The 20,109-nt window shown below is 53.3% G+C and carries 17 protein-coding genes and 1 tRNA gene; 4 read left to right on the top strand and 14 right to left on the bottom strand.

The window, feature by feature from the left end:
• Positions 1-125: 125 nt before the first annotated feature.
• Together CBR65_RS10480 and CBR65_RS10485 are read left to right on the top strand one after the other, a co-directional pair.
• Positions 126-551 carry a nuclear transport factor 2 family protein gene (locus CBR65_RS10480; protein WP_198300936.1) on the top strand — a complete coding sequence of 142 codons (426 nt, stop codon included), beginning with the start codon at positions 126-128 and terminating at the stop codon, positions 549-551.
• Positions 552-684: 133 nt separating this feature from the next.
• A complete protein-coding gene (locus tag CBR65_RS10485; RefSeq protein WP_087466799.1) occupies positions 685-1,242 on the top strand; it encodes a glutathione S-transferase in 558 nt (185 codons plus the stop codon).
• Between the two features lie 37 nt (positions 1,243-1,279).
• Here CBR65_RS10485 and CBR65_RS10490 read toward each other — a convergent pair whose 3' ends face one another.
• The 6 genes from CBR65_RS10490 to CBR65_RS10515 all read right to left on the bottom strand — a co-directional run bounded on the left by CBR65_RS10490 (position 1,280) and on the right by CBR65_RS10515 (position 8,964).
• On the bottom strand, positions 1,280-2,476 hold the full coding sequence (locus tag CBR65_RS10490; RefSeq protein ID WP_087466800.1) for an ABC transporter permease: 1,197 nt from the start codon (positions 2,474-2,476) through the stop codon (positions 1,280-1,282).
• The gene (locus tag CBR65_RS10495) at positions 2,466-3,209 is read right to left on the bottom strand and encodes an ATP-binding cassette domain-containing protein (protein WP_087466801.1); all 744 of its coding nucleotides are present in this window, start codon (positions 3,207-3,209) and stop codon (positions 2,466-2,468) included. Before CBR65_RS10495 ends, CBR65_RS10490 begins: the two co-directional genes overlap by 11 nt.
• Positions 3,206-4,726, bottom strand: a complete 1,521-nt coding sequence (locus CBR65_RS10500; protein ID WP_198300937.1) for an alpha/beta hydrolase — start codon at positions 4,724-4,726, stop codon at positions 3,206-3,208. The genes CBR65_RS10495 and CBR65_RS10500 overlap by 4 nt, the downstream gene beginning before the upstream one ends.
• A gap of 14 nt (positions 4,727-4,740) precedes the next feature.
• Entirely contained in the window at positions 4,741-5,118 is a 378-nt protein-coding gene (locus CBR65_RS10505; protein ID WP_087466803.1) for a GntR family transcriptional regulator, read from the bottom strand.
• Between the two features lie 15 nt (positions 5,119-5,133).
• Positions 5,134-5,973, bottom strand: a complete 840-nt coding sequence (locus tag CBR65_RS10510) for a CPBP family intramembrane glutamic endopeptidase (protein ID WP_087466804.1) — start codon at positions 5,971-5,973, stop codon at positions 5,134-5,136.
• 171 nt (positions 5,974-6,144) lie between these two features.
• Positions 6,145-8,964, bottom strand: coding sequence for a DUF4397 domain-containing protein (locus tag CBR65_RS10515; RefSeq protein ID WP_198300938.1), 2,820 nt, complete (start codon positions 8,962-8,964; stop codon positions 6,145-6,147).
• Between the two features lie 307 nt (positions 8,965-9,271).
• Here CBR65_RS10515 and CBR65_RS10520 point away from each other — a divergent pair, with 307 nt between their 5' ends.
• Both CBR65_RS10520 and CBR65_RS10525 read left to right on the top strand, forming a co-directional pair.
• Positions 9,272-9,877 (top strand): sigma-70 family RNA polymerase sigma factor, encoded by a 606-nt coding sequence (locus CBR65_RS10520; protein ID WP_232461413.1) that lies wholly within the window; start codon positions 9,272-9,274, stop codon positions 9,875-9,877.
• On the top strand, positions 9,874-10,554 hold the full coding sequence (locus tag CBR65_RS10525) for a ChrR family anti-sigma-E factor (RefSeq protein WP_087466807.1): 681 nt from the start codon (positions 9,874-9,876) through the stop codon (positions 10,552-10,554). The genes CBR65_RS10520 and CBR65_RS10525 overlap by 4 nt, the downstream gene beginning before the upstream one ends.
• Before the next feature lie 94 nt (positions 10,555-10,648).
• Here the strand turns inward: CBR65_RS10525 and pnp are convergent, their stop codons facing one another.
• From pnp to CBR65_RS10565, 8 genes are all read right to left on the bottom strand, one after another.
• Positions 10,649-12,775, bottom strand: a complete 2,127-nt coding sequence (gene pnp, locus CBR65_RS10530; RefSeq protein WP_087466808.1) for a polyribonucleotide nucleotidyltransferase — start codon at positions 12,773-12,775, stop codon at positions 10,649-10,651.
• Positions 12,776-12,966: 191 nt separating this feature from the next.
• Positions 12,967-13,236, bottom strand: coding sequence for a 30S ribosomal protein S15 (rpsO, locus tag CBR65_RS10535; RefSeq protein WP_087466809.1), 270 nt, complete (start codon positions 13,234-13,236; stop codon positions 12,967-12,969).
• Positions 13,237-13,387: 151 nt separating this feature from the next.
• Positions 13,388-14,350: a tRNA pseudouridine(55) synthase TruB gene (truB, locus tag CBR65_RS10540; RefSeq protein WP_087466810.1), complete on the bottom strand. Its 963-nt coding sequence runs from the start codon at positions 14,348-14,350 to the stop codon at positions 13,388-13,390.
• Complete coding sequence (rbfA, locus tag CBR65_RS10545) at positions 14,350-14,769, bottom strand: 30S ribosome-binding factor RbfA (protein ID WP_087466811.1); 420 nt, start codon at positions 14,767-14,769, stop codon at positions 14,350-14,352. Before rbfA ends, truB begins: the two co-directional genes overlap by 1 nt.
• Before the next feature lie 108 nt (positions 14,770-14,877).
• Complete coding sequence (gene infB, locus CBR65_RS10550; RefSeq protein ID WP_087466812.1) at positions 14,878-17,598, bottom strand: translation initiation factor IF-2; 2,721 nt, start codon at positions 17,596-17,598, stop codon at positions 14,878-14,880.
• A gap of 53 nt (positions 17,599-17,651) precedes the next feature.
• On the bottom strand, positions 17,652-19,133 hold the full coding sequence (gene nusA / locus CBR65_RS10555; RefSeq protein WP_087466813.1) for a transcription termination factor NusA: 1,482 nt from the start codon (positions 19,131-19,133) through the stop codon (positions 17,652-17,654).
• 135 nt (positions 19,134-19,268) lie between these two features.
• The gene (gene rimP / locus CBR65_RS10560; protein WP_087466814.1) at positions 19,269-19,730 is read right to left on the bottom strand and encodes a ribosome maturation factor RimP; all 462 of its coding nucleotides are present in this window, start codon (positions 19,728-19,730) and stop codon (positions 19,269-19,271) included.
• Between the two features lie 265 nt (positions 19,731-19,995).
• A tRNA-Met gene (locus CBR65_RS10565) sits at positions 19,996-20,072 on the bottom strand.
• Positions 20,073-20,109: the final 37 nt, after the last annotated feature.

Consider the following 20,109-nt stretch of genomic DNA (forward strand, 5'->3'; position numbering starts at 1 on the left):
TCCTTACAAGATCAAGCCGGGTTATGAAAACGCAATGAACAGGTTAGAATCCTGCGTGATCAGGGATGCCTCTAATAAAAAGCACCGGAACCCGCTTTCCTATCAACCTGTATGGATTAATCACGATGAAAAAAATATTACCCTTTCTTTTTATTTTGTTCGTATCTCACACTGTGTTTGCCGATTCACCCGCAACCGAACTGGAGCAACGCATCAACGCCTTGAGTAAAGCCATGATTGATGCCGATGAAAAAGCCTTGCAGTCGCTGACGGCAACGGCATTGAATTACGGCCATTCCAGTGGTCGGGTAGAAGATCAGAAGACGTTTATCAGCAACCTCGTGAATGGCTCGTCAGATTTCATCACCATTGAGTTACAGGAACAAAACATCAGTATGGTAGGCGATATCGCCATCGTGCGTCATATCCTGACAGGAGACACCAACGACAGCGGCAAACCCGGCAGTGTGCGCATCGGGGTGATGATGGTATGGCAGAAACAGCAAGGTGAATGGACCTTACTTGCGCGCCAGGCATTCAAGTTGTCATAAAAACCGTTACGCAGTTACGTTACATTTGATCTATGTTTGCTATATGACGCTGATGTTGCCCCCTGTTGTTGACAGGCGGGCAATCTAAATCGGCACGCGTTTTTCACCACAGAATCCGTCAACAGGAGCCAAGATGAAACTCTACGGCAGCTACACCTCACCCTTTGTGCGCCATTGTCGCATCCTCTTACTGGAAAGCGGATTGCCGTGTGAATTTATCGTGACGGATGGCGTTGCCAGCTCGGCCAAGTCGCCGACCAAGAAGGTACCCTTCCTGGAAGATGGCGAATTATTTTTAACGGATTCCTGCTCCATTATTAAATATCTGCGCGAAAAAAATATGCAGGCATTTTGTTTTACGGCGATTGAGTACGACCGCTTCTGCCTGGTGAACACCTTGCTCGAAGCCTCGGTCAATTTATTTATGCTGGAGAAAGACGGCATCCTGCCCGCACAGAGTGCTTATCTGCAACGCCACGTCGCGCGCATCCAATCGGGCCTTGCAACACTTGATGATATGCGTTGGCCATCGGCCGGCCCTTACAATGATGCGGAACTACGCTTGCTCTGTTTTCTGGATTGGGCATTATTCCGCAAGCGTTTTACCTTTGATGAATATACCAACCTCACCGCATTCCTGGCCGGCGCACGCGCCTATCAGCCTTTTACCCAAACGATTCCGCACGGATAAAAAAAACGGTAAGCATCGCGCCGCCAAGTGCGCGATGCTAGCCGTACACGATTCGTGGTCGACGCAATTGTTTGGCGGCCAGCGGCAGGCAGATCAACCACAACACCAGCGCCACCAGCCAGAATTTCAGCAGCGCGAAAGGCGCCAGTTCACCGCCCAGGAATAATTCCTTGATAGCGACCTGCTGGCCCAATACCGGCACCCACAAAAACCACTCGTGGTATACACCGGGATTAAAAATACTGTACAAAATCGGCACCATTGGCAGAAACACGAGCAGGCCGATATAGGTTTGTGCATCCTTGAATGAACGCGCAAAAACCGCCACCAATAATTGCAAGGCCACCGCAAAAAAAATCACCGGCAACAGGCAACAGAAGACGTACACCATATCCAACAGACTCACGTCGACGCGCAGCCCTAACTGGTTAAAGGGCAGAAGGTTTAACGCAACCCCCAATAGCGACATTGTTACCAGCAACACGGCTATCGTAATCAGCACCGACGTAAACCACTTGCCCAACATAATCGCCATGGATGCGGTGGGAGTGATCAACAAAGATTCCAGTGAGCGTCGCTCACGTTCGCCCGCTGTCATGTCGGCAGAAAATCCTACGCTGCCGATAAAGGCGCTGAGCAACAACAGCATGGGCAAACTGCCGAGGATATAAACACCCATCTTCTGATCGCTGGCCACGTTACTTTCGCGCAGGTTAATGGCGTTACGCAGCTCGGGCGAAATACCGCGCGCCATCAATTGCACGCTGCCGGTTTTGGCACTCCAGGCGTGAATCTGCCCGCGCACAAAACCTACGCCAGAATGCACCTTGGGGTTGGCCGCGTCATACACCAACCACAGGGTTGCCGCTTTACCCTGGGCGCGTTCTTCTTTGGCCGAGGGCGGAATAATAAGCGCAAAATCCAGGGTTTTATCTTTGACTTGCTGATAGGCATCCCCGGTTACAGGCTTGAGTTCTGCACCGCGTTCGGTGAGCCATTGCGTCAGCTCCGGTAAATTTTCCGCACCGGAAATAGCAACAGGTACATTAAGCAGGCCACCCTCCTGGTGATCTTTTTGCAGGTTGATAGCAAACAACACGCCCGCCGCAAACATTCCCACAAAATAGAGCGCCGGTAAAAATGCCAGGCGCATGGTGCGTTTATCACGCACGGCATCCTTGATTTCCTTGCGCAGGACAATGGCGACTGAGCGCCAGAATAATTTATTCAGCATGGGTGACTTCCTGTGCGGGTAATTCCGACAAATAAATAAATGCCTCTTCCAACGAGGTCGTTTGCGTTTGTTCAATCACTGCGGCCACGGAGCCATCAGCAACAATGCGGCCTTGGGCGATAACAATAATACGGTCACACAAGCCAGTCACTTCGTGCATTAAATGACTGGAGAATAATACACACCGCCCCTGATCGCGCAGTGCGACCAACATGCGCCGCACGGCGCGTGTGGTAATCACGTCCAGCCCGTTCGTTGGTTCATCGAGCATGATGTGTTGCGGTTGATGCACGATGGCGCGCGCCAGCGCCGTCTTCATTCGCTCACCCAGGGAAAATCCTTCCGCGCGACGGTCCGCGATATTGTGCATACCAAGCAGTTCAATTAATTCCTCACAACTCTCGGTCAGGGACGCTGGCGATAAATGATGCAACTCACCGAAGTAGCGAATGTTCTCCCGCGCCGTCAGTCGTTTGTACAAACCGGTATCGTCAGGCAAGACACCCAGGCGTTGCCGCGCGCGATCCGGTTGCTGCGCGACCTCAACACCATCCACCAGGATGCGGCCGCTGCTGGGTTGCAGCAATCCGTAGATCAAGCGCATCAGGGTGGTTTTGCCCGCACCATTGACACCCAGCAAGCCGGTGATTTCACCATCATTCAACGTGAAGCTGACATCCTTGAGTGCTTCAATTTTTCCAAATTGTTTACTGATGTGTTCAACCTGAATCATGGTGTTAGCTCTCCCGATGTGTCTTCCGCATCCGTGTCTGTTTCAACCGCTTGCCCAACTGCAAAATAAGGTGTGAGTGGCTGGATGTTCTCTACACAGCCTGTTTCCAGTGTTTCTGCGCTGGCGCGCTGGATAAATTGGGCAATCAATTGCGCTACACAACCGTCGTGGGTGATTGAGTGATGACCGCCGGGAGCAATCAAATGACGCGCCTGCGATAAATGCTGGCCGACTTGCTCGGCCCAGCGTGGCGGCGTGACCGGATCGCGCCGGCCGGACAACATCAAGGTGGGAATATCGCTTTCAATTGGCGTGAAATAGTTTTCATCCAGCGGATAACGCGGCCAGATCTCGCACACGTCCGCAAAAGCGGTTGCCAGATTGGCCGACAAAAAATCCACCGAAGCCTCGGTGCGCGACTGGTACTGTGGATAATCTTCGTTGCACAACACGGTGAAATGCATTCCGTAACTGATACCCATTAATTCCGTTTGTTCACCGGCCATCACAATCAACGATGCCAGCAAGTCATAGTTGTCATCCTGTGCATTGCTGATAGCCAGCGGTAGCAGCACCGACAAATCGCGCGTGTAAAGCGCCATGCGAATCATCGACGCAAAAATCTGGTGATTCATCGACAAGGTAAAAGGCGCCTGGGTACGAGGATGCGCAACGGTGACCTCCACCGGTTGTTCCGCCAATCGTTGCGCGATGCTTTCGGCATTGCGCAACACATCACCGAATTTTTCTGCACAAGCGTCCATCGCACTGCACTGCTCGCTCAGTAAACGCAGCGAGGCCAAAGCGTCTTCTCCGCCGTGCCAGGGCAAGGCAATATTGACCGGTGCGACACCATCCAAAATGCTGCTGCGCGTTGCCTCCGGATAGCGGCGCATATATTCCAGTGCAACGCGTGTACCGTAGGAAACGCCCCACACATTAATACGCTGATAACCTAACACCTGCCGCACGGTGTCGAGATCCTGCACGGCGTAAGGCGTAGTGTAAAACTGCAACTGTTCACCCAGTTTTTCTGCGCAAGCTTGCACGATGGTTTTTAAGCGCTGCTGTTGTTCGAGCAATGACAACTGGTAATGAACCTCATCAAACTCTGCACATTCCAGCGGGTTGGATTTTCCTGTGCCGCGCTGATCGATAAAAACAATATCGCGATTTTTTCTGACTTCGTTGAAGGTGTAGAAAATATGCTCCGCGATCTCCACTGCGGATTGGCCGGGACCGCCGGCAATGATAAACAGCGGGTCAGGCTGTGGGGTCGGATTAATCGCCGGTAAACGCAAAACATTCAAACCAATCTCGCGGCTGTTCGCATCCTGCGGATTTTCTTTTACGTGCAGGACGCCGCATTGTGCATTTTGTACAATCGGCGGCTTTCCGGTTTCGGAAAAATCCGGGCACGCCGTTAGCAACCCTTGAGTGATCGGTGACTCCTCTACCGACGGGTTATCGCAACTCGCCAGGAAGACACTCAACAGTGCAACAGGGATGATTCGCATAGGTGCTCCTTGCTTCATGATGATGGCTTCAATAATTGTTTACTTAACGCATCCAGTAACATTTGATCAGATACCTCCAACTGCCGCGCAGCCAGAATAAGTTGTTCCAATTGCGGCGCAAGCCGCTCAATACGTTTATTCGCTGTCTCACGGGTTTTTAATGCCGCAACCTGCATCGGCTTGCCTTGCTGACGCACCAGTAAACCTTCGCGTTGCAACAACCCGTAGGCTTTGGAGATGGTCATGGGATTCACCGAATGCGTAAGCGCAAGATCGCGCACCGATGGCAAAGCATCGCCTTTTTTTAACTGCCCACTGGCGATCATGCGTTTGATCTGCTCAACCAGTTGCCGATAAATCGGTATATCGGAATGTGGATCGAGGATGAACATTGTTGTGTTTCCGCCTCAGAGCATGCCCAAATAAATAATCGTGACCGTTGCCACCAGATTGTTGGCGGCATGAATGGCCAAAGGCACCCAGATTGAACCGGATTTCTCGCGCGCAAGGCCGAGGATAAGCGACAGCACGAAAATCATCGACAGGTAAATCCAGTTGTATTGGCTGAGGTGTAACGCGGTAAATAGCAGCGAGGTTAACAAGAGCGTGCCGGATAACCCCAGGCGGCTGTGGCGCCAGGCTTTAAACAGATAGCCGCGAAAGATTAATTCTTCCAGCAGCGGTGCTCCAATCACCAATACCAGTGCCACACCGAAATGCTGGCTGCCATTGAGGGAACGCATAAAATCGCCCGGGTCCACGTCCGCCAGCAAGTTGATGACATAAGTAATGGCGAGATAAGCGAGCCATATCAGCATCCACACTGCCAGGCTTTGCACAGCAAACCCCCGGAACCCCAGGGTGACAGACCAATGCTGTGTGCGGAAGTGGGCCACAGCCGCAATCACTGGCAACAGGATCAGGCATTGCAACAAGTACAAACCCGCCAGCCCGTTGGGCTGCCCCAAATGTTCCTGAATCATGACTTCTATTTGCGCGGGATCAGGCAACGCGACGCCTTGCACAGCGGATTGATAGCCGAGCACCGCGCCATAACCCACCACGTAAAAGACGGCGGAAGCAAAAAACAACACCAGAAAAAGCAGCAGCCAACCAAATGATGGCCCGACCCGCGGCAACTGTTGCGGAACGGGTGGAGAAGCCGGAGCTTGCGGCGTAAGGGGAGGTTCAGGTGCGTTTGCAGAGGAGGAGTCTGGATTGATGATGTCGAGCGATGAGTCATTCATAAGCGAGTCCCTGACAAATTATGGTTGGAAATAGTCTTAACCGATGACGCCTGTTCAGGCGTATCAGAACACTAATACACATAAGTCGGGAATGCAAAAATTTTATTTTGTCCTGCAATAAAAAAGCCCGGCGTTAAACCGGGCCAAGAGGAGACGTTATTCCGGAAAAAATCAGGGAGCAAGACCATCCAGGCCGATAACCCCCAGGGGTATCGTCAAACCGGCACCATCGCGAGCGATAGCGGTGTAGATACCGCCAGCGGCAAAGTCGAGGGTTGCACTGATCGCCGCCGTGGTAGTGCCGGTAGGCGTAATCACCACATCGTATTCACCGGCGGCCAGGGAGACATAACCGGTCTCTGCCTTGAAGGGCACATCGGCAAACGCAGGCTCGGCGGAGGTAATCGCCGTACCGGCAGGCACCACGTAGATATCCACATTACCGGCCAGGGTAGAGCCGTGAACCAGACGTACGCGCGCCTCGGTAGCCACGGAACGGTTGTTATCGGTCAGCAGCAGCGGCTCGATATCCGCCAGGGCACCGACGGCCAACAAGCTGTAGGCCATACCATTGCCCAAGGCCACATCGGCATCGATCACCGCCGGGGTCAGGGTACCGGTGGCGGTTACCTTGAAGTTGTAGGTATCGGCAGCCAGGTTGACGTAGCCGGTCGCATCCGGGAACGCCAGGTTACTGATAGCCGCTGAACCGGCATTGTTAACGATCACATCAACCGCAGGCGCGTCGGCTGACGCATGTACAACGCGCAGGTCAGCACCGGCCATAGCGTCCGAAAGAATCGTCACATCATCGCCATCCAATACCGCCAATTGAATCGGTGAGTCACCGGTGCCAACATTCGGCACCGCGCCGATCAACAGATCCTTACCACCCATCAAGGGCACTTCACCGGAATCAAACACCACGGTGTTGTCTGCCAGGGTGACCCGAATCTGGTAAGTCCCTGCATCCACCTCTACCGGGCCAAGGGTTTCCTTGAACACGAAACTGCCCAGCTCGGTCGCGCCCGCAAGGTCAGCGCCAGGCGCGGTCACGAAGACTTTCACTTCCGGCGCGGCAGCGGCCAGGTGAGCGACGCGCACGCGCACTTTGCTGCCGTCCATCAACTTGCCGTCGTCTTCCAATACCAGAGGTTCGATGTCCGCCACGGTATTAACCGCGATGACGTCGTAGTTCATATCGGTCATGAAATCGAGATTGGCCGGGCCAATCACCACGGCATTGCCACCGGGGATAATCCCTTCTACAGCAATTTCGTAGGTGCCTTCATCCAGGGCGAGGTAGCCGGTAGATTCCTGGTAATCCAGCTCCTCTACCGCGACAGCGCCATCAACCCAGAGGTTGACCATGGGCGCATCGGCGGAGGCATGGAATACCCGAACCATCGCCTGCATAGGTGCCAGGCCGTCCAGTGCAATCACACCCAGCGGGGCGATCAAACCGGCACCGTCACGGGCTACAGCGGTGTACACACCACCGGCTTCCAGATCCAGGGTCACCATGATGGCCTGGGTTTCCGGCGCACCGGCCGGGGTAATAATCACATCATAAGCACCCGCGGCCAGGGAAACATAGCCGGTGTCAGCCTTGAAGGGCACGTCGGCAAACGCCGGGGCATTGGTGCCGATAGGTGTGCCTTCCGGCAGTACATATATGTCCACATTACCCGCCAGAGTGGAGCCATGTACCAGGCGCACCTTGGCTTCAGTCGCCACCGAACGGTTGTCATCAGTCAAGACGAGGGGTTCGATATCGGCCAGCGCACCAACCGCCAGCAGCGTATAGGCAGCGCCATTCGCCAGGGTGAGATCCGCATCGATAACCACCGGCTCAGTTGCTGCATTGGGGGTTACCTTGAAGTTGTAATCACCGCCAGGGAGATTCAGGTAATTGGTGGTATCGGGGAACGCCAGGTTGGCGATAGCCGGTGTGTCGCCATCATTGGCGGTAACATCGACAGCAGGCGCATCGGCGGATGCGTGGACCACACGCAGGTCAGCACCGGCAGAGGCGTCAGACAGTATCGCGACTTCACCGCCGTCCAGAACGGCCAGCTCAATGGGCGAATCACCGGTGCCCACATTCGGTACTGCACCAATCAGCAGGTCTTTACCCGCAGCCAGGGACACAGTGCCCGAGTCGTACACCAGAGTATCGTCCATCAGCGTTACGCGAATGCGGTAATCGCCGGCAGCTACTTCGACCGGGCCGAGAGTGTCCTTGAACATGAAACTGCCCAAGGGCTCTGTGCCGGCAATCTCGGCATCCGGAGCGGTAACAAAGACTTTCACTTCCGGCGCGGCGTGTGCCAGATGCGCTACGCGGACCCGCACCATGGACTCATCGCTCAGGCTGCCGGTATCGCTTAACACCAGCGGCTCAATAGCATCAACACTGTTAACTGCGATGATGTCGTAATCGGTGCTACCCATAAATTCCAGATCAACCGGGCCAATTACCACCGCGTTACCGCCAGGAATGATGCCCTCTACAGCGATCTCATAGGTATCTTCCGGTACGGTCAGATAGCCGGTGGATTCCTGATAGTCGACCATCTCGGCAGCCACTTCACCATTTACCCAGATATTCACCTTGGGGGCGTTGGAGGATGCATGGAATACCCGCACCATGGCGTTCTCCGGCGGGGGTGCCGTCACAGTAACTGTCGCACTGGCAGACCGCCTGTCATCAGCCTCGCTGGTAGCGACAACCGTGTAAGTGCCCGCTGTCATGGGAGCGGTGTACACACCGCTGGCGGAGATACTGCCACCGCCGGACTCTTCAACAGACCAGGTTACTGCGCGGTTACTGGTACCGGTCACGGATGCTGTGAAGGTTTGCGTTCCGCCCGTCACCACAGAAGCTGTGGTCGGTGAAATATTGACTCTAACGCGTGGGTCATCATCGCCGGAACAGGCGACCATGAACACGCACATCAACAACACACTGAATAGCGCTCTTATGTTCATTATCCTTTCCTCAAAGTGCTGATGGGTGATCAACAAGTGCATTGATCGGTGGGAGATGGGGGATGAAATACGTCAGGCTGCTCATCCCGATTAACTGACTCGGCCATTTACGGCGCGATTTTTTTTGTAGATCACAATTCGGAAAGGAAAAAAAGCGCTATGTATGAATTTAACGTACCACTGAAAAATCTTTATTTTTGGTGGCGGTTGATTGATCTGTTCTAAGAGGCGGAGCGTAATTAGTGGGCTATTTCTTCACCTTATCGGGTGTTTAACTTCAACCAATCAGCGATAATCGAGGCATTGCATGTTAACCACCAAGGCAAAGCCAATGAACGAGAGGAACGCAACCAAGGCCGACGACCAGGATTGGCCTGCCCTGCTCGCCCGCGTCGCGCAACACGGGGACAGAGACGCCTTTCGTAAGATTTACAGCTATTTTGCTCCGCGCATAAAGGCCTACGCCATTAATCAGGGATTTGGTCAGCACGCCGAGGTTTTAGTACAGGAAGTTATGACCAATGTCTGGCGCAATGCCGATAAGTACAGCGAAGCCCTTGCCTCCGTATCCACCTGGATCTTCACCATTTCGCGCAACCAGCGCATTGATCTGCTGCGCAAGATGAACCGTACCAAAGCGGAAGTTGTTATCGAGACGGAAGAGCTGTGGCAGATTCCGATGGAAGACACCACCGTGCGCTCCATTCAAAATGCATCAACGGAAAAATGTATTCGTGAATCTATCGACACCTTGCCGGAAGAACAAATGATTGCTGTGCGCAAGGTTTATTACGAAGGAAAAACCCATCAGGAAGTGGCGGAGGAACTGAATATTCCCTTGGGAACACTGAAAGGTCGATTGCGCCTTTCGCTGAAAAAATTACGCGTTATGTTAGAGGCAACAGAGTTATGAGCGCGCATCACCCCGACGATATGGTATTGCTTGATTATGCAGCCGGTAGCTTATCGCTACCCTACGCGCTGGCCGTATCGGTCCACTTATGCTTTTGCAGCCACTGCCGCAACCAGCTGAAAAAATTGAACAGCATCGGCGGCGTGCTATTGGAAAACACCAAGCCAGCCAGTTTGGAAGATGATGCTTTTGATCAGTTAATGGTGCAACTCGAAAGCGACGATAAGGGAAATACTGAAACAATAATCGCCGAGAACCTTGCGACAGAAGCGCGATCGGCACCGAAAAAAGACATCACCAATCCACTGTTGTCCTATTTACCGGCTCCACTACAGAATCTGCCCTGGCAGCAGCAGACGCGGGAAATCAGCAAATATGATTTGACCAGCATTATTAACGTAAGTGGTTTTCAGGTCGCCTTGCAAAAGATTACCGCCGGAGCAAAAGTGCCGGTGCATACGCACAAAGGCCATGAGCTGACCGTGATATTGCACGGTGGTTTTTCTGATGAACTGGGGGTTTATCACGCGGGTGATTTTATTGCACGCGATGGCAGCCACAAACACAGCCCGACCGCATTACAAAATGAAGACTGTATTTGCCTGACAGTGTTGGATGCGCCGATTAAATTTACCGGTTGGCAACGTATTTTTAATCCATTTATGGCGTGGCATTAACACGTTTCAAGTTAGCCCCATAAATAAAAACTTAGCCCATAAATAAAAACGCCCGCAGAGCGGGCGTTTTTATTTATCTTGCAAAACCGCTTGATTACTCAGCAGCCTCTTCAACATTTGATGCAGAACCATTCTCGTCGGCCACAGCTTCCTTGATCGAAAGCTTGATACGACCGCGTTGATCCACATCCAGACATTTCACCTTCACTACCTGACCTTCTTTCAGATAGTCGCTGACGTTGTTAACACGCTCGTCGGCGATTTGTGAGATGTGCACCAGACCGTCTTTGCCCGGCAGGAAGTTAACGAATGCGCCGAAGTCTACGATACGCACAACGGTACCTTCATAGATCGCACCGATTTCTGCTTCAGCCACGATGCTCTCGATACGCAAGATAGCCTCTTTGAGGTTCTCACCGTTGTCAGCATAAATCTTCACTGTGCCGTTATCATCGATGTCGATAGAAGAACCGGTTTCTTCAGTAATTGCACGGATAGTAGCGCCGCCCTTACCGATGATGTCGCGGATCTTATCCGGATGAACCTTGATGGTTTCAAAGCGCGGCGCAGTATCGCTGATAGTGGAACGCGGCTTGGAGATAACCTTGTTCATTTCAGCGAGGATATGCAAACGTGCATGCAATGCCTGCTCAAGGGCGATCTCCATGATCTCTTCGGTGATGCCTTCGATCTTGATATCCATCTGCAACGCGGTAACGCCGCTGGTGGTACCGGCCACTTTAAAGTCCATATCGCCCAGGTGATCTTCGTCACCGAGGATATCGGTCAGTACGGCGAAACCGTTGTCTTCTTTCACCAGGCCCATGGCAATACCGGCAACCGGTGCTTTCAAAGGCACGCCCGCATCCATCAACGCCAGGCTGGAACCACACACAGAAGCCATAGAGCTGGAACCGTTGGACTCGGTAATTTCACTTACGACACGCAGGGTGTAAGGGAAGCTATCCTGATCCGGCAACATGGCAGCAACACCGCGACGCGCCAGGCGACCGTGACCGATTTCGCGGCGACCGGTTGAACCCATACGACCGCACTCACCGACAGAATAAGGCGGGAAGTTGTAATGCAGCATGAAAGGATCTTTACGCTCGCCTTCCAGTGCATCAATGATCTGTACATCGCGCGCATTACCCAGAGTCGCAACAACCAATGCCTGGGTTTCACCGCGGGTGAACAATGCAGAGCCGTGAACCCGCGGCAATACACCGACTTCCACTTCAATCGGACGAACTGTTTTATTATCGCGGCCATCAATGCGCGGCTCGCCGGCCACGATGCGCGAACGCACGATGTTCGACTCTACGCGACCAAACATGTCTTTAACATCATCAGCTGAAACACCAGCTTCTTCATTAACCAGTTCTGCAACAGCCTGGGTGCGCAGTTCTGACAAACGATCATAGCGCTTGGCCTTGTCAGTGATGCGGTATGCCACGCCGATGGAGTCAGCAAAATGCTTTTCTACCGCTGCTTTCAAATCAGCATTCACAACCGGTGCTTGCCAATCCCAACGCGCCTTGCCTGCATCGCGCGCCAGCTCAACACACGCCTGAATCACCACTTGCATCTCCTGGTGCGCATAAAGTACGGCACCAAGCATGATGTCTTCCGGCAATTCTTTTGCTTCAGATTCCACCATCAACACGGCATCTTTGGTACCGGCAACAACCATGTCCAATTCGGAGGTAGCCAGTTCCTTGAAGCTCGGGTTGAGCAGATAACCTTGTTCCGTGGTGTAGCCCACGCGTGCACCACCAATGGGACCATTAAACGGAATACCGGAAACTGACAGTGCCGCAGAGGTGCCGATCATGGCAGCGATATCCGGATCGTTCACTTTGTCAGTCGACAAAACAGTACAAACAACCTGGACTTCGTTCAGGAAACCTTCGGGAAACAGGGGGCGGATGGGACGATCAATCAAACGGGAGGTTAATGTTTCTTTCTCGGATGGACGACCTTCGCGTTTGAAGAAGCCGCCGGGGATTTTTCCGGCAGCGTAGGCTTTTTCAATATAGTGTACAGATAACGGGAAGAAATCCTGCCCGGGCGATGCCTCTTTCGCGCCCACAACGGTACATAAAACGGCAGTTTCTCCCATGGTAACCACCACTGCACCGGTAGCCTGGCGCGCGATGCGGCCAGTTTCCAGGGTGACAGTTTGGTTGCCGTATTGGAATTTTTTAATAATCGGATTCACTCTTCTATCCTTTCTTTTGCGTTAACTTTTTACGCGCCTGTAATAAAAACATGTCTTTTAAAAAAATACACAGTAGTGTCATTGCTCCCTGCCAACGCGATATTTCTAAACCCGGATACCGCTGTCGCCGCCTCCTGCGAACTGAATAAAAAAATAAAAAAGTGCCCGCACTAGGCGGGCACGGGACAAACTTAACGGCGCAGACCCAATTTTTGAATCAGTGCTGAGTAACGATCAGTATTTTTGCTCTTCAGGTAATCCAACAATTTACGACGTTGGTTAACCATGCGGATCAATCCACGACGGGAATGGTGATCGTGCTTGTGACCAGCAAAGTGGTCTTGCAGCTTGTTGATGTTGACCGTCAACAGCGCTACTTGCACTTCCGGTGAACCGGTATCACCTTCAGCTTGTTGGTACTCTTTTACTACAGCAGCTTTTTCAACAGCACTCAGTGCCATGATGTTTTCCTCAAATTAATATGCGACAGAGATTACGGCCGCACCCGTGCATATTTACAGGTGGGCTATGGCAACAGGAATGAGATCCATCCCAGTGCCGCTGGTTTTGCCTTGACGAAAATCGCCACGACAAATTTCACGCCAATCCAAATCAGACGGATGCTGAACGGTTGGCAATAATACGTTTCGGCGCTACACGGCCGTCTTCAGTCAATTCGCCAAGCCCCAGAAACTGGGCCGGCTGCTCCGCTGAAGCGGATAAAAAGACGCGTACAATATCACCTTGATCCCCTACGCGATAGACCTGCGGGTCCATCACCGGGTTGCCCTGACGGAAGTAATAACCGCTTTGTTCGGGCAGCTCCAAAGCTGGCAGACTGGCCACAGGCGAGTCCGGCGGAAGCAGGAGCGCGTCCAGCGCGGGGTAACCACCCTGCTCAGCGGCCATCTCCAGCGCATCCAGGGTCAGGGTGCGCGTTTCATCAAACGCCCCGGCGGCCGAGCGATGCAAGGTTTTAACATGCGCGCCACACCCCAAAGCAATTCCCAGATCTTCGGCAATGGAGCGGATATATGTCCCCTTGCTACAGCGCACGTCAACATCAACCTCGGCTGTCGGGCCGGGTCTGAAATCCAGCAAGGTCAGACTGTAAATCGTTACCTGGCGCGGCGGACGCTCAATCTCTACTCCCTGACGCGCCATCTTGTAGAGTGGCTGGCCCTGGTGCTTGAGCGCTGAGTACATTGACGGCACCTGCTGAATCTCACCCACAAAAGCGGTCAATGCCTGCTCAACCTGGGGCCGGGTGATAGCTTCCGTCGAGCACTCTGCCAGAACCTCACCGTCAGCGTCGCTGGTGGTTGTGCGAACACCCAGGCGAAAGGTGCTGCGATAACCTTTGTCTGCATCCAGCAAAAACTGGGAAAACTTGGTCGCCTCTCCGAAGCACAGTGGCAATACACCGGTAGCTAACGGGTCGAGACTGCCGGTATGACCCGCCTTTTCAGCAAAATACAGGCGCTTGGCAATCTGCAGTGCGCGATTGGACGTCATTCCGGCCGGTTTGTGCAACAACAATACACCGTCCACCGGACGGCCTTTTCTACGCGCCATTACTTGTTACCGGCCTCGTCATCGCCACTTTCCAGATCGTCTTCATCCTGATGATGCTCGCGATCTTCAGCTATAGCCCGGTCAATAAGGAAGGACAATTCCTGCCCGCGAATAGCTGATTTGTCATAGATAAACTGTAATTTCGGCACCGTGCGCATGCTCAGCTCTTTGGCCAGAAAAGTGCGCAAAAAGCCTGATGCCTTGTTGAGCACTGCCGCCGCGTCGAGACTGGCTTGTTCATCCTGCATACCGACAAAGGTGACGTACACCTTGGCATAGGCCATATCACGAGTCACGGTCACGCCGTTGATGTTGACCATTCCCACCCGTGGATCGCGGATTTCCTGGGGAATCAATTGTCCCAAAAGTCGCTGTATCGCATCCGACACCCGGTCGGAACGCGTGAATTCTCTAGGCATAGCCCTAAACCTCCATTTGCCGATTCCCACGCCATTACGCGGTCGACAAAAATAACAACGCCCCGAACACCGGATTGGCTGTTCGGGGCGGATGCAGGCAATCAGCGATTACAGCTGACGCGCCACTTCTTTAACTTCATAGACTTCGATCTGATCGCCGACCTTAACGTCGTAGTTCTTCACACCGATGCCACATTCGATGCCGTTGCGCACTTCGTTGACGTCATCTTTGAAGCGACGCAGAGACTCCAGTTCACCCTCGAAGATCACCACATTGTCGCGCAGTACACGGATGGGCTTGCTGCGGTAGACGGTACCTTCCACCACCATACAACCTGCCACTTGACCGAATTTCGGTGAGGTAAAGACTTCGCGAACGTTGGCGATACCGACGATGGTCTCGACGCGCTCCGGATCAAGCATCCCGCTGAGGGCCGCTTTGATCTCATCCAGCAACTGATAAATGATGCTGTAGTAGCGAATATCCACACCTTCGGCTTCGGCAATCCGACGCGTCCCCGCATCAGCCCGCACATTGAAGCCGACGATGATCGAACCGGTAGTCAAGGCCAGGTTGACATCGTTTTCGGTGATACCACCGACACCGGAAGACACCACGTTGACCTGCACCTCTTCGTTGCCGATCTCCGCCAGTGAAGACAGAATCGCTTCCAGCGAGCCACGCACATCGGCTTTGACCACGACAGACAGGGTCTTCTTCTGACCGGCATCCATCCCGGCAAACATGTTTTCCAACTTGGATGCCTGCTGGCGAGCCAGCTTATCCTTACGTTCTTTCTCAGCACGGAACTGTGCCACTTCACGAGCCTTGCGCTCATCGGCCAGGACAACAAAGTCATCACCGGCACTGGGCGTTGTATCCAGACCCAATATTTCTACTGGCGTTGAAGGACCGGCATCCTTGACTTGCTGGCCGCGCTCGTTGCTCATGGCACGCACGCGACCATAGCTCTGACCTGCCAGCACAAGATCACCATGCTTCAGGGTGCCCTGTTGGATCAGCAGGGTGGCGACTACGCCGCGACCTTTGTCCATACGGGATTCAATGACCACACCTTTAGCGGCAGCATCGACCACCGAGGTAAGTTCAAGCACTTCCGCCTGTAGTGAGATGGCTTCGAGCAATTCATCAATACCCTGGCCGGTGTGCGCGGAGACTTCCACAAACTGGGTGTCGCCACCCCAGGCTTCCGGAATAACCCCTTTCGCCACCAGTTCGTTCTTGACACGATCCGGATCGGCGCTGGGCTTGTCACATTTGTTGATCGCTACCACCAAAGGCACTTCCGCCGCACGGGCGTGCAGGATGGCTTCTTCGGTTTGCGGCATCACACCATCATCAGCAGCGACGACCAGAATCACCACGTCGGTTGCTTTGGCACCGCGGGCACGCATGGCAGTAAACGCGGCGTGGCCGGGAGTATCCAGAAAGGTAATCTCACCCCGGCTGGTAGCAACGCGATAGGCGCCGATATGCTGGGTAATACCGCCCGCTTCCCCGGCGGCCACCTTGGCTTCACGAATATAATCGAGCAGCGAGGTTTTACCGTGGTCAACGTGGCCCATTACCGTAACGACCGGCGCACGCGACAACAACTCCCCTTCGGTTTCCAGGGACTTTTCCAATGCATGTTCGATATCGTTCTCGCTAACCAGATTAGCCTGGTGACCCAACTCTTCCACAATCAATACGGCCGTATCCTGATCAATGGCTTCGTTCATAGAGGCCATAACGCCCATCTTCATCAGGCGTTTGATCAGCTCGCCCACTTTTACCGTCAGGCGCTGCGCCAACTCGGAGACCACGATAGTTTCGGGGACATCCACCTGGTGCACGATCTTGGTCGTCGGTTTCTTAAAGGCGTGTTTGTTAGAGGCTTTATGGTTAGCCCGCACACTGCGGCGACGAGCTAACAGATCCATATCCTCACCGTCATCACCTTCCAGCTCCAGCAAATCGACCTTGGCGCCTTTCTTGGGCATGCCCACTTTCTTGGTCGCTTTACCAGCACGCTTACGGTGCTTGTCTTCTTCATCAAAATCTTCTTCGCGACGGGTTTCACGCTTACGGCCATGCTTTTCATCGCGATCTGCTGCTGTTGCCGGGGTTGCTGCGGCAGCCGGCTTGGGACGTGCAGGACGTGCAGCGTCTTCCGCGGTTTTTGCTGCCGGTTTTGCTTCCGCTGTACGCGTCTGCTGTTGCTCCACGCGCTTGGCTTCTTCTTTAGCGGCCGCCTCAGCCTTGCGCTGAGCCTCTTCCGCCATACGACGCTCCTGGGCAGCGCGGCGTTTTTCTTCAATACCATCGGTAAATGATGAGCGGCCAGCAGCATCGGCATCTGGCTGTGCGGCTTCCACAACGGGCACATCTTCTGTGACGTCCGGCTCAGGTTCGGGCGCGGGAGTCGGCTCCTCCACAGGTGCCTCTACCACGGGTTGCGGTTCCTGCACCAGCAACTCTTCGTTTTCCTGAACAGCGTCTAACTCCGCACCGGGCTGATCTTCCGCTTCTTCGCGTTTGACGTAGGTGCGCTTTTTGCGCACTTCAACATTCACCGTTTTACGCGCACTGCCAGAACCCGTCTTCAACGTGGTTGTGGTCTTGCGCTGCAAGGTAATTTTCTTTGGCTCGCCGCTTGTTTCACCGTGGCTGGTCTTTAAAAAGTCCAACAACTTTTGCTTTTCTTCATCAGACACCACCGCATCAGCGGTTTTCTGTTTCAGCCCGGCTTCCTGCATTTGTTTCAGCAGTCGCTCAACCGGTGCTCCCACAGATTTGGCGAGTTCGCTTACTGTTACTTCTGCCATTGCTTTTCCTCAGTCTTGTTCATTGCCCACGACAATTCATACTTTGGCAGCAATCATGCAAACCAAGGCTCGCGGGCTTTCATAATCAGTGCAGCTGCACGGGTTTCGTCCATGCCGTCGATGTCCAACAGATCATCGATGGCTTGCTCGGCCAAATCTTCCATCGTCACAATGCCGCGGCGCGCCAAATTCGCAGCCAATGCGTCATCCATACCTTCCATCCCCAATAAGTCTTCTGCCGGAGCAGCACCTTCAAGACGCTCTTCCGATGCCAACGCTTGGGTCAGGAGCGCATCTTTAGCGCGCGCGCGCAGTTCTTCAGCGATGTCCTCATCGAAACCGTCAATCGCCAGCATTTCTTCCAAGGGTACGTAGGCTACTTCTTCCAATGTGGTGAAGCCTTCTTCAACCAGAACCGTGGCGACATCTTCATCCACATCCAGCGCGTTCATAAATACCTGAATATAACTACCGGACTCTGCCTGCTGCTTGGCCTGCCACTCTGGCACGCTCATCACATTGATATCCCAGCCAGTTAACTCACAAGCCAAACGCACATTCTGGCCACCGCGACCGATGGCCATGGCGAGATTGTCTTCGCTGACGGCAACATCCATCGAGCCTGCATCTTCATCCACCACAATGGATTCGATTTCAGCGGGCGACATAGCGTTGATAACAAACTGCGCCGGGTTATCGTCCCACAACACAATATCAACGCGCTCGTTACCCAACTCGTTGGAAACTGCCTGCACACGCGAACCGCGCATACCAACACAGGCACCCACAGGGTCGATACGCCCGTCATTGGTTTTTACAGCAATCTTGGCGCGAGAACCGGGATCGCGGGCTGCACCTTTGATTTCGATAACTTCTTCTGCAATCTCCGGCACTTCAATCTTGAACAGCTCGATCAACATCTGCGGACATGAGCGGCTCAAAAATAATTGCGGACCGCGTGCTTCAGTACGAACATCCAGTAGCAGTGCGCGAATACGATCACCGACACGGAAAATTTCACGGCCAACCAATTGATCGCGCGGCAGTAAGCCTTCAGCGTTATTACCCAGATCCACAATAATGCTGTCACGGGTCACTTTCTTGACACTACCGCTGATCAGGTCACCCATGCGATCGCGGTATTCTTCTACCATTTGCGCGCGCTCAGCTTCACGCACTTTTTGCACGATCACTTGCTTGGCAGTCTGGGCAGCAATACGACCGAACTCAACGTTTTCGATTTTTTCGCGATAGGTATCACCCGCTTTTAATGCGGTGTCTTTTTCGTGTGCTTCTTCCAGCGTAAATTGAGTACCTAATTCCGCCACCACATCATCGGCTACTACATCCCAGATACGGAAAGTTTCGTAATCTCCAGTGGAGCGGTTGATGATGACTTCAATTGTAGAGTCTTCATCAAAACGTTTTTTCGTGGCGGTAGCCAGTGCGGTTTCAATGGCTTCGAAGATCAGTTCCTTGTCGACACCTTTCTCATTGGAAACTGCATCAGCGACCAGCAAAATTTCTTTGTTCATCTCTTTGCCTCTGTTAACTCCTCAACCCGACACCGCAAACCACTGCGCCGGTAACGTGGAACTCAGGTTGCGCGCAACTGACCTTCGCTGCGCGCACATTATGTGATGTAAATCGAAAATAGTTGTTGGGCAATATCAATCAAAGCGAGGAACAATATTCGCTTTATCGATAGCATCCAGATGTAAAACATATTCTTTGTCATCAACACCAATACGGACTTCATCGCCTTCTACGGCCATGATGGTGCCTTTGAATTTACGACGACCATCGCGCGCAAGACGTAAGCGAACATTAATTTGCTCGCCGATATAACGCGCGTATTGGTCCAGTGTGTACAAGGGGCGATCCATACCGGGAGAAGATACTTCCAGCGTGTATTCACCGTCGATTGGGTCTTCCACGTCCATCACGCTGCTGACCTGGCGACTGACCTTTTCGCAGTCTTCCAACATCACACCACCGTCTTCGCGATCAATATAAATTCGCAGTGTGGTATAGCGCCCCTGGGTCAAATATTCCAACCCCCAGAGCTCGCAGCCTAATGACGCGGCAACCGGAGCAATCAATGCGTGTAACTGTTCTTGTTTGGACGCCATGACAACACCTTTCTGTGCTCAGCGAGCGAGAGTCCACAAATAAAAAATGGGCTCAAGGCCCATTCGCAACAACTTCACAACACTACAGGCCTCTGTAGCTGGGGGCGGCCCCCTGTGGCAAAAACAAATACAAAAAAGCCCCATATAGGGGCTTATCGATGACAAGCAACTTCTACGGCTGCCTGTTTTACGCTGATACGAGGCCGACTGGAGAAGAAGCCTGCGTCGGTTTTGTCGCTTGAGATCAAGCCACAAAACATAAAGCTGGTTGCGGGGGCTGGATTTGAACCAACGACCTTCGGGTTATGAGCCCGACGAGCTACCAAGCTGCTCCACCCCGCGTCCTCAACTCACTGGACTGTGTCCAAGTGAGGCCGCG

The sequence above is a fragment of the Cellvibrio sp. PSBB006 genome (genome assembly GCF_002162135.1).
In the GTDB taxonomy this organism is placed as follows: domain Bacteria; phylum Pseudomonadota; class Gammaproteobacteria; order Pseudomonadales; family Cellvibrionaceae; genus Cellvibrio.